This window comes from Undibacterium sp. GW821-FHT11H02 (assembly GCF_058808015.1).
Genome location: NZ_JBXARG010000015.1, coordinates 102,051 through 116,403, shown reverse-complemented (window position 1 = coordinate 116,403; position 14,353 = coordinate 102,051). Strand labels below are relative to the sequence as shown.

At 46.4% G+C, this 14,353-nt stretch carries 12 protein-coding genes; 7 read left to right on the top strand and 5 right to left on the bottom strand.

All coding sequences use genetic code 11. The features are described 5' to 3' along the window. Position 1: 1 nt before the first annotated feature. The 7 genes from AC1RR2_RS15215 (at position 2) to waaC (ending at position 8,469) form a co-directional block, all read left to right on the top strand. Positions 2–1,333, top strand: coding sequence for a flippase (locus tag AC1RR2_RS15215; RefSeq protein ID WP_493223117.1), 1,332 nt, complete (start codon positions 2–4; stop codon positions 1,331–1,333). 43 nt (positions 1,334–1,376) lie between these two features. After that, a complete protein-coding gene (locus AC1RR2_RS15210) occupies positions 1,377–2,189 on the top strand; it encodes a glycosyltransferase (RefSeq protein ID WP_493223116.1) in 813 nt (270 codons plus the stop codon). 9 nt (positions 2,190–2,198) lie between these two features. Next, complete coding sequence (locus AC1RR2_RS15205) at positions 2,199–3,158, top strand: UDP-glucose 4-epimerase family protein (RefSeq protein WP_493223115.1); 960 nt, start codon at positions 2,199–2,201, stop codon at positions 3,156–3,158. Positions 3,159–3,183: 25 nt separating this feature from the next. Further along, positions 3,184–3,744: a sugar transferase gene (locus AC1RR2_RS15200; RefSeq protein ID WP_493223114.1), complete on the top strand. Its 561-nt coding sequence runs from the start codon at positions 3,184–3,186 to the stop codon at positions 3,742–3,744. A gap of 31 nt (positions 3,745–3,775) precedes the next feature. Beyond that, on the top strand, positions 3,776–5,674 hold the full coding sequence (locus AC1RR2_RS15195) for a polysaccharide biosynthesis protein (protein ID WP_493223113.1): 1,899 nt from the start codon (positions 3,776–3,778) through the stop codon (positions 5,672–5,674). Between the two features lie 140 nt (positions 5,675–5,814). Further along, on the top strand, positions 5,815–7,191 hold the full coding sequence (locus AC1RR2_RS15190) for a phosphomannomutase/phosphoglucomutase (protein WP_493223112.1): 1,377 nt from the start codon (positions 5,815–5,817) through the stop codon (positions 7,189–7,191). A gap of 291 nt (positions 7,192–7,482) precedes the next feature. Beyond that, positions 7,483–8,469 carry a lipopolysaccharide heptosyltransferase I gene (gene waaC / locus AC1RR2_RS15185; protein WP_493223111.1) on the top strand — a complete coding sequence of 329 codons (987 nt, stop codon included), beginning with the start codon at positions 7,483–7,485 and terminating at the stop codon, positions 8,467–8,469. A gap of 547 nt (positions 8,470–9,016) precedes the next feature. On the opposite strand, the gene AC1RR2_RS15180 is transcribed toward waaC, so the two are convergent. The 5 genes from AC1RR2_RS15180 to pyrG form a co-directional block, all read right to left on the bottom strand. After that, the gene (locus AC1RR2_RS15180) at positions 9,017–9,205 is read right to left on the bottom strand and encodes a hypothetical protein (protein ID WP_493223110.1); all 189 of its coding nucleotides are present in this window, start codon (positions 9,203–9,205) and stop codon (positions 9,017–9,019) included. Positions 9,206–9,626: 421 nt separating this feature from the next. Then, positions 9,627–9,953, bottom strand: coding sequence for a cell division protein FtsB (gene ftsB / locus AC1RR2_RS15175; protein WP_493223109.1), 327 nt, complete (start codon positions 9,951–9,953; stop codon positions 9,627–9,629). Positions 9,954–10,044: 91 nt separating this feature from the next. Beyond that, positions 10,045–11,328 (bottom strand): phosphopyruvate hydratase, encoded by a 1,284-nt coding sequence (eno, locus tag AC1RR2_RS15170; RefSeq protein WP_493223108.1) that lies wholly within the window; start codon positions 11,326–11,328, stop codon positions 10,045–10,047. 255 nt (positions 11,329–11,583) lie between these two features. Beyond that, the gene (gene kdsA, locus AC1RR2_RS15165; protein WP_493223107.1) at positions 11,584–12,438 is read right to left on the bottom strand and encodes a 3-deoxy-8-phosphooctulonate synthase; all 855 of its coding nucleotides are present in this window, start codon (positions 12,436–12,438) and stop codon (positions 11,584–11,586) included. 33 nt (positions 12,439–12,471) lie between these two features. Then, positions 12,472–14,109, bottom strand: a complete 1,638-nt coding sequence (gene pyrG, locus AC1RR2_RS15160; RefSeq protein WP_493223106.1) for a CTP synthase — start codon at positions 14,107–14,109, stop codon at positions 12,472–12,474. Positions 14,110–14,353 lie beyond the last annotated feature (244 nt).

Below are 14,353 nucleotides of genomic sequence, written 5' to 3'. Positions count from 1 at the left end.
TATGTCACTCAAAAAAAACACCATCTGGAATCTGATTGGTAGCGGCTCTCCTTTATTGGCAGCCGGCGCCTGCATTCCTTACACCTTGCAGCAATTAGGTGCTGAAGGTTTTGGTGTCTTGACATTAATTTGGGCACTGATAGGTTATTTCAATTTTTTTGATTTCGGTGCTGGACGTGCCCTCACCTATGAAGTGAGCCGCTTGCAGACAGCGATGCAAGATGCTTTGCCAGAAACTCGCCGATTCGCGATTCACCATATTCTAAAAGCAGGATTACTGCTCACGGCAGTGACCGGGGTTCTGGGATTTTTATTGATCATGGGTTTCGCTTATCCGCTGGCACACGATTGGCTAAAAATTACGCCCGCATGGCAGCACGATACAAAAATCGCTTTACAGATAACAGCGTTGGGTGTGATTCCTGCCACACTCACCAGCGGTATGCGCGGTGCGCTCGAAGGTTTAGGGCAATTTAAAGAATCCAACATTAATAAAATCTTCTTAGGATTTTGTATGTTTATTCTGCCTGCGCTGTCCATCATGCTACATGGCTCAAGCTTGTGGATGATTACGGTATATCTGGTATTGGCAAGATTAGTCACCGTGCTGTATGGATGTTTTCAGCTCAAGCATTACTTATTCATTCGCGATAAATTGGCCACGATCAAACAGGATTTTGGCGGCATCAAACTACAAATTCGACAGCTGGTCTCCTATGGTTTTTGGGTTACCGTAACTGGCATCGTCAGCCCGCTGATGGTGTATGGCGACCGTTTCTTTGTCAGTGCCCTAGTCGGTGCCGATAAATTGTCGGAGTACGCGATCCCACAAGAAGGCTTGATGCGCTTACTGATGATACCGATTGCAATTTGTGGAGCCTTAATGCCCGTATTTGCGACGATCGCTTCGCGCAGCGACTTGCATCAGTCTTATTCAGCCAATCTGCGCCGCATGGCTAAGATCATGGCGGGTTTGTGTTTATTGACCCTACTTGTCGCCTATCCCGGCTTTGCCTGGTGGATTTCACCGGAATTCGCACAAAAAGCCTTTCCTATCACTGTCGTATTAGTGTTTGGTACCTTTATTAATGGCATCGCTGTAGTACCATATACCCTGCTGCATGCGACCGGAAATACCAAGACGACCGCACTCTTTCATGTCTTTGAATTATTCTTCTACATGGCTTTGTTGGTCGTACTGACCAAACAATTTGGCTTAATCGGCGCAGCCTTTGCTTGGGTATGTCGCGTCTCTGTGGATTGGGTGCTTTTGCATTTTGCGGCGCAGCGTCTGTTCAAACAAACTATGCAGGATAAAGAATGCGCATCATGATGCAATCGCCATTAGCAACAATGAAACCGACGAGATCACTCGTATGATTCATGTTGCCATTATCAGCCATGGTCATGAAGACTTATTAATCGACAGCAAACTAGGTGGTTTGTTGGATGAGCGCGTGCGCTTGACTATCTGGCTTAAAGACAATAAGCCGGCCGCTAGTTTGAAAGCCTATTGCGCACAACATCAGATTTTTTATACCGATGACCATGCCGGCTTGGGTTTTGGCGAGAACAATAATTATCTATTCGACCTGATACAAAAGAAAACCGGATTCCAAACTGATGATATTTTTTTGGTGATGAATCCAGACATTAGCGTTACCGCGGAAACCGTATTTTTACTCACAGAAAAAATGCAGCAATCTGGTCACGCCATCGCCACCCTGAACTTGTATCGTGATCAGGCTATGCGCGTAGCCGATAAAAACATCCGCCACTTTCCTGGCATGTTATCCATAGTCAAGATGCCCTTAGTAAATACCTTCAGCGAAACTTACGATAAAGACCGGATAGCTGCGGCGGTGAACGATATACCTGTGGAGTGGGCATCCGGTGCTTTTCTGGCATTTAGGCCAGAACTGTATCAGGCACTGGGCGGTTTTGATCCCAGTTACTTCATGTACTTTGAAGACGTCGACATCTGCTATCGTGCTCGCCGCTATCATCAACAAGCTGTACATTATTATCCGCACTTAAAAGCGATTCATACCGCAGCACATAAGAACCGGAATATTTTCTCCCGGCACGCGCTCTGGTTCTTCCATAGCTTTTCCAAGTTTCTGCTACGTCGCTATCTACGTCTGAACGCGGTCTACTCAGGTAAGAGCGCGCGACGTTCGCCAAGCTAGTTATCCACCATGAAAAATAAAATACTCATCACTGGTGCAACGGGCTTTGTCGGATCTCACTTATTGCAAATGGCCTTGGCGCAAAATCGCGAAGTTGTTTGCCCGGTACGAAGTGGCGGTCCATCATCGGACTTAAATACACCTGTTATTGGTACCATCGACCGCAATACGGATTGGCAAGCGCATCTGACTGAGGTGCACACCGTCATCCATTGCGCCGCACGGGTGCACGTAATGAACGATACTGAGACTGATCCACTGGCTGCTTTTCGTGAGGTCAACTTGTATGGAACGCTACGCTTGGCAGAACAAGCGGCGGCGAATGGTGTCAATCAATTCATCTACCTTAGCTCTATCAAAGTAAATGGTGAGATGACTGCAATGGGAAAAGCATTTTCCGAAAATGATGAACCGCAAGCAAGTGATCCTTACGGCATTTCCAAGCAAGAAGCGGAAATAGCTTTAATGGAACTGGGGCAGCGTACTGGTATGGCGATCACGATAATTCGCCCACCTTTAGTGTATGGCAAAGGGGTTGCCGCCAACTTTTTAAGTTTATTAATTTGGGTCAAGAAACAAATTCCCCTCCCCTTAGGCAGTATCCACAATCAACGTAGCTTTGTGTTTGTCAAAAATCTGACTGATTTCATTTTGCATTGTGTGCAAAATCCGCGGGCTTACAATCAGGTCTTTTTAATTTCTGACGGTGACGATTTATCGACCACGGAACTCTTGCGTGAAGCTGCAAAGGCATTAGAAGTACCGTCACGTTTGCTGCCCTTCCCTGCCGCTTTAATTAATTTTGCTGCCACGATAATCGGCAAAAAAAATATCGCCGATCGTCTATGTCAGTCCTTAAGCGTCGATAGCAGTAAAGCACGCGACCATATGCAGTGGGCGCCGCCGTATTCCGTGCAGCAAGGCTTACGCGAAAGTGCTGCCAGCTTAGTATCAACCAACCACGAATAAAAATAGAAACCGAAAGTTCGTATTTATGAAACGATTTGCCGATTTACTCCTCGCCTTCATTGCTGCCCTTATTCTACTAGTGCCATTCATCATCGTTGCATTGATGGTGCGATTGACATCAAGTGGCCCCATCATCTATTGGTCAGATCGCGTCGGTCGCTACAATCAGATTTTTAAAATGCCAAAGTTTCGCTCTATGTTGATCGATACGCCAGCGGTAGCAACACATTTACTGACAAATCCCGATCAATACTTAACACCGGTCGGCTCTTTTCTACGTAAATCCAGCCTTGATGAGTTACCACAATTGTGGAGCATTATTAAAGGCGATATGAGCTTCGTCGGTCCACGTCCAGCGCTCTACAACCAAGCAGATTTGATTGCACTGCGCACCGAGAAACAAGTTCACACCATCGTTCCCGGCTTAACAGGCTGGGCGCAAATCAACGGCCGGGATGAATTACCGATTCCGGAAAAAGTCGAATTAGACGCTTATTACTTGCAGCATCAATCATTGTTACTGGATATTAAAATATTGTTCCGCACTTTCTTTAAAGTGATTAAGCGTGATGGCGTCACCCATTAGTGTGTACACAAATTAAAACGACCATTCCAACATGATGCACACCTTAATCAATCTCCCAAGGCTACATAAGCAAATTATTGCTGGCGTGGTGGATGCTATTTTTTTACCGCTGGCATTTATTCTGGCGATATTGACGCGCTATGAAACGGTCAATCTTGAATTACTCAAACATTACGCTTGGTTGATCGCAGCAGTACCTATGTTCGCAATTCCTATTTTTATCAAGATAGGTTTGTACCGCGCCGTCATACGCTATATCGATCAAAAGATGGTCAGCGTCGTCGTGATTGGTGTAACGCTGTCTGTACTAGCACTAGCATTCCTCAGCTTCATGTTGCAGCTGACGGCGATCTCACGTGCGGTGTTTGTCATCTACTGGTCGGGCGCCATACTTTATGTCGGCGCTAGTCGATTAGCTGCACGCGCTTACCTCGGTGGGCTCAGACGCAATCCGAATGCGATCAAAATCGCGATCTATGGTGCTGGCACGGCCGGTATGCAACTCGCGAATGCTTTGCGCGCAGGACATGAACTTGATTGCATTGCCTTCATTGACGACAACCAGACGATGCATGGATCTTCGATTGCTGGCATCAAAGTTTATGCCGTTGAAGCGATTCCACAGCTAGTCAAAAATTTCGGCATTAAAGAAGTTTTGCTCGCCTTGCCCAGCGTTTCTAAAGCCAAACAAAAGCAAATTCTCGATCAACTAGAAAATTACAAAGTCCGCGTCAAAGTCACACCTTCTATCAAGAGTTTGATTAACGGTGAATTGCGCGTGCAAGATATTCGTGATGTCGAGATTGAAGACTTACTAGGACGCGATCAAGTCGAACCAGATGAGGCACTGCTAGCCACCTGCATCACCGATAAAAATGTACTGGTCAGTGGCGCGGGCGGTTCCATAGGCTCAGAATTATGCCGACAGATTTTGCGGCAAAAACCCAAGAGTCTGATGCTTTTGGAAATGTCAGAATTTTCTCTGTATTCAATCGAGCAAGAATTATCAGCACTACGCGATCAATTGCAATTGGTATGTGAGATAAAACCTTTCTTAGGCTCAATACACGACAGCGCCAAGCTCGATAAAATTTTCCGTGGCTTCGAAATTGATACGGTGTATCACGCCGCCGCATACAAACATGTACCGCTGGTCGAACATAATCCTATCGAAGGCATACGCAATAATGTTTTCGGCACCTATAAATTGGCACAAGCGGCGATCGATGCGGGCGTTAAACAATTCGTTTTGATCTCTACCGATAAGGCCGTACGCCCCACCAATGTGATGGGAGCGACCAAGCGCTTAGCCGAACTCATCTTGCAAGCGAATGCGCGCCGTCAACAAATTACCCGATTTTGCATGGTCAGATTTGGCAATGTGCTAGGCTCTTCGGGATCGGTCGTTCCACTATTCCGTAAGCAAATCATGCAAGGTGGGCCGATTACTTTAACCCATGCAGAAATCACCCGTTACTTCATGACCATACCAGAAGCCGCGCAATTGGTTTTGCAAGCTGGCGCGATGGGTCAAGGCGGTGACGTATTTGTGCTCGATATGGGCGAACCAGTACGCATCATCGACTTAGCGCGTCGCATGGTGCATTTGTGCGGATTAGAAGTGAAGTCGGCAGATCACCCAGAAGGCACGATAGAAATCCGTGAAGTCGGTTTGCGTCCGGGTGAAAAGCTGTACGAAGAATTGCTGATTGGTGACAATGTTGAACGCACCACACATCCTCTGATCATGCGCGCCCAAGAAGCTGAATTAGCTTGGGTAGATTTACAAGCAGCCTTAGAAGAATTAGACCTGGCATGCAGCAATTTTGATTACGAAAAAGTACGTAGCCTGATACAGCAATTGGTGGTTGAATATCAGCCTCAGTGCGGTATTGAAGATTTTATTTGGCAGATTAAGAACAGAACATAAGAACCCCTCAACACAGAGACACAGAGGCACAGAGATTCACTGAGAAAATATTATTGTTCACTGTCTCCTGCTCTTTCTCAGTGTCTCTGTGCCTCTGTGTTGAGAGGTTTTAAAGAAATTATTTTTTATAGGTGAATTTTATGTCCCTCCTTTCCAAAAGTATTTTTAAAGCCTACGACATTCGCGGCATTATTGATAAGACCTTAGACGCAGACGTCGCTTATGCGATAGGTCAAGCCTTTGGTAGCGCCGCACTGGCTAAAGGTGAGAAGACCGTCGTGATAGGTCGCGATGGTCGTTTGTCCGGCCCTTCACTGACAGCCGCTCTAGCCATGGGTCTACAAGCCACTGGCATCAACGTGATTGATCTCGGTGTGGTCGCTACGCCTATGGTGTATTTTGGCACCCATGTCTTGGGCGCGACATCCGGCATCATGGTGACCGGCAGTCACAATCCACCTGACTACAATGGTTTCAAAATGGTGCTGGCAGGCGAAGCGATTTATGGCGACACCATACTAGCGCTGTATGACAGAATCGTGGCAAAAGACTTCGCTGTTGGTGAAGGGACTTACAGCACGCACGATATCAAAGCTGCGTATCAGGAACGCATCGTTAGCGATGTCAAACTCACACGCAAAATCAAGATTGCAATCGATTGTGGCAATGGTGTCGCTGGTGCATTTGCAGGCGATTTGTACCGCGCGATGGGTTGCGAAGTGACAGAATTATTTTGCGAAGTTGATGGCAATTTCCCGAATCATCATCCCGACCCCGCACATCCAGAAAATTTACAAGATCTGATCCGCTGCTTACAAACTACCGATGCTGAAATTGGCTTAGCGTTTGACGGTGACGGTGATCGCCTCGGTGTGGTGACGAAAGATGGACAAATCATTTACCCTGATCGCCAATTGATGTTGTTTGCCGCCGATGTCTTAAGCCGTAATCCCGGCGAGCAAATTTTATATGATGTGAAATGCACTCGTCATTTATCGAGCTGGATCAAAAACCACGGCGGCGTTCCCTTGATGTGGAAAACGGGTCACTCGCTGGTCAAAGCTAAACTCAAAGAAACTGGCTCTCCACTCGGTGGCGAAATGAGTGGCCATGTTTTCTTTAAAGATCGCTGGTATGGCTTTGATGATGGCATGTATGCTGGTGCGCGCTTATTAGAAATTTTGAGCAAAGTTGCCGACATGTCAGCCACACTCAATGAATTACCACAATCGACCAGCACGCCAGAATTGCAATTGAAATTAAACGAAGGCGAGAACTTTGCCATCATCGCTGAGATGCAAAAGAATGCGAATTTCCCCGGATCGACCGAGATCATTAATATTGATGGCTTACGTGTTGAATATCCAGACGGTTTCGGCTTAGCGCGCTCATCGAATACAACACCCGTCATCGTCATGCGCTTTGAAGCGGAGACTTCAGAGGCATTGGCGAGGATACAGGCAGCGTTGAAAGCGGCGATTTTGGCTGTTAAGCCGGATGCGGTTTTGCCCTACTAGAAATTTGTGACATTCGCTCTCCAGCAGGCCATAAGTATCTACACAAGTCGAGATAGGGATAAAACTCCCTATCACGCAGGCGGGAGAGGGTTGGGGTGAGGGTAGTTCAGGTTGGCGAAACGTATATTTAATGTCATTCGTTCTATTTAGGATGTACAGATGAAACATCATTTTACCTGCCCGACGTCCCTCATCCCCTGCACTTCTCCCGCTCGCGGGAGAAGAGAGTAAACACAAGCAGAATTCCAATAGCTGACCGTCATTATTTATAAATCAAATCAATTCTTCACCGTGAAAATCCTTCTGATCCGCGTTTCTTCGCTAGGCGATGTACTCCACAACATGCCCATGGTCGATGACATCAAAGCCTACTACCCTGACGCACAAATTGATTGGGTGGTGGAAGAAGCCTACGTTAATCTGGTCAAGCTGCAACCCAAAGTCAACAAGGTCATCGCCTATGCGCAAAGACGTTGGCGTAAAAGTTTGGGCAACAAAGAAACTCGCGCCGAAATCAAACATTTCTACCGCACACTACGTGAAGAAGCTTACGATTTTATTTTTGATACCCAAGGTTTGCTAAAAACCGGCATCATCATGGGCATGGCGCGCAAAGCACCGAATGGCAAAAAAATCGGATTAGCCAATGGTACGGAAGGCTCAGGCTATGAAGGTATTTCAAGAATTTTTCATGACTTGAGCATCCCGGTTGACCGCCGCACTCACGCAGTCTTACGTGGACGTTTGGTTGCCGCTGGCGCGCTTAATTATCAAATCGATACGCCCGCCAGTTTCGGTTTACAAAAATTGGATTTACAACCTGAGTGGATGCCAGCAACACCCTACATCGTGTTCTTTCATGGCACCGCAGGCGAATCAAAAAAATGGTCACGCAATAACTGGATAAGCACTGCACGAGATTTACAAGTAACGGGCTGGCCGATCTTGCTTCCTTGGGGAACTGCCGCAGAAAAAATGGAAGCAGAAGCTATGGCAGAGCACATGCCCAACGCCCGAGTATTGCCTAAGCTCTCTATGCAAGAAGCAACAGTACTTGCTCAACGCGCCGCTTTAGTCATAGGCGTCGACACGGGCCTAGTCCATATCGCTGCAGCTTACGAAACACCCACCATAGAAATTTACTGCGATTCGCCCAAATGGAAAACGGAAGGAAACTGGTCAGATAAAATCATCAACCTCGGAGATAAAGGAAGACCGCCTAGTGTGGCTGAAGTTGAGATTGCATTTGAAAAATTGCTTTCTACTGATAAAAATTGAGATGACTACTCTTTAAACTGGATATTAAAATGGCCGTCAGATCGCTGACGGCTATCCGACGCATATCGTGTCTAACGACGTGTTGGTTCAACGGCACCAGCTGGCATCCGCAGGAATAGACCCGTTATGCTTGGTCATATGGTTTTCCTTTGAACGGAAGCCTCAAATCAAGCTCACAGACAGAACAATGAGACAAAGGAAGACCTCCGGCTGAGCTGTACAAAGCAATCGAAGAACCACAACGCGGGCATTCCAAGCGGCGTAAGAACCAACTACCGAGAACAACACACGCGATCATCGTTACGATTGCAACAACAACATTACTTTGAACAACCTCTACCGCAGTTAGCGACGCGACCATCCAACAAGCCAATTTGAAGTAGTAAGAATTGCGTGGGCTCATCGGGAGGCCTAGGGTTCAAACTGTGCGACAGGCCGCCAGCGAATTAACAAGAAATGGCAGTGCATCCGGCCAGTCCGAACGAGCGCAGTGTTAGCCAAATTGCGGCTCAAGCTACGCATCGTTTTCAGCATAGTAAATAATTCTTTACAGAGTCTGATCTATCGTTGGTCGAGCACCTCCATGGTTTTCGATCCAATCCTCAAGGACTTCTCGAGCGATAAAAACCTCTAAGAAATACTCTAAACCAGGGGCTAGTTCAGCCGCTACGCCACGAATGGGCTTAGCAGTAAGTGGTTCGGGAATTGCAATCGAAGCAGCCCTTGAATTGGGCATGAAAAATCCGTCGATCCGTTCAGCGAAAATTGTCGCGTCGTCAGAAAGGTCACCGAATTGTTCGATCAGTTCGCTAAGTGTCATGGCCCAACGTGATTTAATTTGACAAAATGAAAAGATACCCGAACATACCCAAAAAAACAAATTGTTTCATTGCGCTTGCAAGCCGCATGGATGCTGCTTGTATTTCTATATTTTGATTAGACATACAGTTTGACGGTTTTAGCGGTGCAGACTGTGTTTATTGTGATCAAATGATTGGGCGCCATTAATGCGGAACATCGTGCATTTTGTTTTCCTACATTGATGGTAGGAACTCTATAGTCGATTGCTTGCTCGATCGCATCCAACTCAAAAATTTTGAGTCCATCAATAAATCGTAGAACTTAGAGATTGCAGGTAAAACAAAGAATGACTCTAATTAATTCTTCTTACCAGCAGATTTAATAACTTGCGGCTTACTTTCAAGCTGACTTCCGGCATCCAAAATCTGCACAAAGATTTCGTCCTTCTTGATCATGCCTAATTCGAAACGGGCGCGTTCTTCGACGGCCGCCGTGCCGTTTTTTAAGTCTTGTACTTCGGAATCTAATTTAGCGTTGCGCTCTTTTAGTCCGTCGTTTTTTACCCGCGCTGCGGTTACTTGTTTGTCTAACTCACCAACCCGCAGCCAGCCGCCTTTACCTAACCACAGTGGATACTGGATCAGGACTAACAAAGCTAGTAAGGCGATGGTAATTAGACGCATGTGATCTTAGACCAAGATAAACAATTCAAAAAAATTTTACAACGATAAAAAGGGGAAGTCATCTTCCCCTTTTTTAACTTCGGTATGCCAATTACTTCAAATTATAAAACGCATCACGACCTGGGTAGCTAGCGATTTCGCCCAAATCTTCTTCGATACGCAACAGTTGGTTGTATTTTGCCATACGATCAGAACGGGACATAGAGCCCGTTTTGATTTGCAAAGCGTTCATACCAACAGCGATGTCAGCAATCGTGCTGTCTTCTGTTTCGCCAGAGCGGTGTGAAATCACGGCAGTGTAACCAGCGCGTTTTGCCATTTCGATCGCTGCGAAAGTTTCAGTCAAAGTACCGATTTGATTGATCTTGATCAAGATAGAATTAGCGATACCTTTTTGTATGCCTTCTTTCAAAATCTTGGTGTTCGTCACGAACAAATCATCACCCACGATCTGAACTTTTTTGCCGAGTTTTTCGGTCAGGATTTTCCAACCATCCCAATCGCCTTCCGCCATACCATCTTCGATAGAGATGATAGGATATTTGTCGACCCATGTCGCCAGCAAGTTAGTGAAGTCAGCTGAAGACAAAGTTAAGCCCTCGCCTTCCAAATGGTATTTGCCATCTTTATAGAATTCACTCGCTGCACAATCTAAGCCCAATGCGATTTGTGTGCCTGGTGTGTAGCCAGCTGCCTCGATCGCTTGAATGATTAACTTGATCGCTTCTTCGTGGTTCTCTACCGATGGTGCGAAACCGCCTTCATCGCCAACCGCAGTCGTCAAACCTTTGTCGTGCAAGATTTTTTTCAAGCTGTGGAACACTTCTGCGCCGTAACGAATCGCTTCACGGAATGTTGGTGCGCCAACTGGAATGATCATGAATTCTTGCAAATCCAAATTATTGTCAGCATGGGCGCCACCGTTGATCACATTCATCATAGGCACTGGCAATTGCATCGCGCCGGAGCCGCCGAAATAGCGATACAAAGGCAAACCAGCTTCTTCCGCCGCGGCTTTAGCAACTGCCATCGAAACTGCCAACATCGCATTAGCGCCTAAGCGTGCTTTGTTTTCTGTGCCGTCGAGATCGATCAGAGTGCGATCCAAGAAAGCCTGTTCGTTCGCATCCAAACCCATGATCGCTTCTGCGATTTCTGTGTTGATGTTTTCGCAGGCTTTCAAAACGCCCTTGCCCATGTAACGGGACTTATCACCATCGCGCAATTCAATCGCTTCGCGGGAACCGGTTGATGCACCTGAAGGTACAGCAGCACGACCCATCACGCCAGATTCCAACAACACATCACATTCCACAGTTGGATTGCCGCGTGAATCAATAATTTCACGACCGATAATATCAACGATAGCACTCATGCAAATTCTCCTAAACAATCAAAATTCAATCAAATAACAAAAATATTGGCTTTAAGTCTGGTGCGAAAATCACAAACTATCGGGTTCGATCTTGTAGAAACTGCGCGCGCAAATCGAGTTTCTCGTTTTGTCTGCACCTGCCCTCTTCTTCAAAACACATTTGTGGTTTTGAAGCGATCATCATCTACCCACACTTTGAAACCGATGATAAAAATTTGCCTCGCAAAGCCATTCAGCTTTGCGAGGCATTAAGTCTTAATTAAAACTAGATTCTAAAAATCCGTTCTTCTTGACGATGCGATCTAAATCTAACAAGGTCGCGAGCAATTCTTTCATACGTCCAAGTGGAACTGCATTCGGACCATCAGACATCGCTTGTGCCGGATTTGGATGCGTCTCCATAAACAAGCCTGAGATACCCACCGCTACCGCAGCACGCGCCAGCACTGGCACGAATTCACGTTGACCACCCGACGATGTACCTTGACCACCTGGCAATTGTACGGAATGCGTCGCATCGAATACAACCGGGCAATTGGTTTCACGCATGATCGCTAATGAGCGCATGTCGGACACCAAATTGTTATAGCCAAAAGAAACACCACGCTCACAGGCCATGAAATTATCTTCCGGCAGCCCTGCTTGTTTTGCAGCTAGGCGCGCTTTTGCGATGACGTTGATCATATCGTGTGGCGCTAAGAACTGACCTTTTTTGATATTCACCGGTTTACCAGATTGCGCACAAGCTTGAATGAAATCGGTCTGACGACACAAGAAAGCTGGCGTTTGCAAAACATCGACGACCGCTGCAACTGGCTTAATTTCCTCAATGGCGTGAATATCGGTCAGGACGTGGACGTTCAATTGCTTTTTCACGTCCGCCAAGATTTCCAAGCCCTTTTCCATGCCTAAGCCACGGAAAGAAGTGCCGGAAGAACGATTCGCTTTATCAAAAGAAGATTTATAAATGAAAGGGATACCCAATTCAGTTGTAATTTCTTTCAACGCACCCGCCGTGTCCATCGCCATTTGATGCGACTCAATCACGCAAGGGCCGGCGATCAAAAAGAAAGGCTGATCCAAGCCAACGTCAAATCCACATAATTTCATGCTGTTTTCCTTTAAGCTAATATCGCTTGAAAATTACGCTTGTTGCGCTTGCTTATGAGCGATTGCCGCTCTTGCAAACGCAGTGAACAGTGGATGACCATCGCGCGGTGTCGACTTAAACTCAGGGTGATATTGCACACCTAAGTAAAAAGGATGTACGCTCTTTGGCAATTCAATAATCTCGCACAAGTCTTCGGTTGGTGTGCGCGCTGACACGACCAGACCCGCATCTTCAACGCGCTTCAGGTAATGATTGTTCGCTTCGTAACGATGACGATGACGCTCAGTCACGACATTGCCGTAGATGTCAGATGCCAAAGTATTGGGCTGGACTGCACAAGTCTGTGCGCCTAAACGCATAGTGCCACCGAGATCAGAATTCTCATCACGGGTTTCGACTTTACCGTCGTGACTTTGCCATTCATTGATCAAGGCAACGACAGGCTGCTCGGTTTCCAGATCAAACTCAGTCGAGTTCGCCATCGCCAAGCCCGCTTTATTACGCGCATATTCGATCAAGGCGACTTGCATACCGAGGCAAATGCCGAGGTAAGGAATCTTGTTTTCACGCGCATAACGTGCTGCCAAAATTTTACCTTCTACGCCGCGTTTGCCGAATCCACCTGGTACCAAGATCGCATCGTATTTTTCCAATGCTTTGGTGCCGTGCGCTTCGATTTCTTCAGAATCGACATACTCAATATTCATCCGGCTTTCGGTATGAATACCGGCATGACGCAAAGCTTCGGTTAGCGACTTGTACGATTCAGTCAAGTCAACATATTTACCAACCATGCCGATGGTAACTTCTTGCTTTGGATTTTCTAATGCATAGATAAGTTTGTCCCACATGGACAAATCGGCTGGTTTTGGATTCAAGCCCAACTTGTCGCAAATGATTTTGTCCAAGCCTTGATCATGCAACATTTGTGGAATTTTGTAGATAGTATCGGCATCCCATACAGAGATCACCGCTTCTTCAACCACGTTGGAAAACAAGGAAATTTTTGCGCGTTCATCATCCGGAATACGACGGTCAGCGCGGCACAATAAGGCATCTGGGAAGATACCAATTTCGCGTAATTTTTGTACGCTGTGCTGGGTAGGTTTGGTTTTCAATTCGCCAGCAGACGCGAGGAATGGTACCAAAGTCAAATGTACGAAAGCAGCAGCATTACGGCCTGCACGCAAACTCAATTGGCGCGCTGCTTCCAAGAAAGGCAAGGATTCAATATCACCCACCGTACCACCGATTTCAACTAAAGCGACGTCAAAACCAGCTGCGCCACGATGGATGTATTCTTGAATTTCGTTAGTAATGTGTGGAATAACTTGAACAGTTTTGCCCAAATATTCACCACGGCGTTCCTTACGAATCACGGATTCATAAATCTGGCCGGTCGTGAAGTTATTCACTTTCTTCATCTTGGCGGTGATAAAACGCTCGTAGTGTCCTAAATCCAAATCAGTCTCAGCACCGTCATCTGTGACGAATACTTCACCGTGTTGGAATGGGCTCATGGTACCCGGATCCACATTAATGTAAGGATCGAGTTTGAGCATGGTAACTTTGAGACCGCGCGATTCAAGAATAGCAGCGAGTGAGGCAGCGGCAATGCCTTTGCCTAGAGAGGAGACGACGCCCCCAGTAACGAATACGAACTTAGTCATTGCAGAAGGTGCCAGACGGCACAAGCGGGAAATTCGAATTATACCTCAAGACGCCCTTGATGGCACGCGGGCGGGGGAGATTTTTTCTAGTCACGTCGCCTACTTAGCTTAAAGTGAAAGTTTCTAAGCAGTTAATTAAAATCACGGTAATTATTATGCAAAGCGACAATCTCATCAATATGACTAAAACCATTCATTGCGAACTGGCTTGATGAATTAATTTAATCCATAAAATACGAGAGTT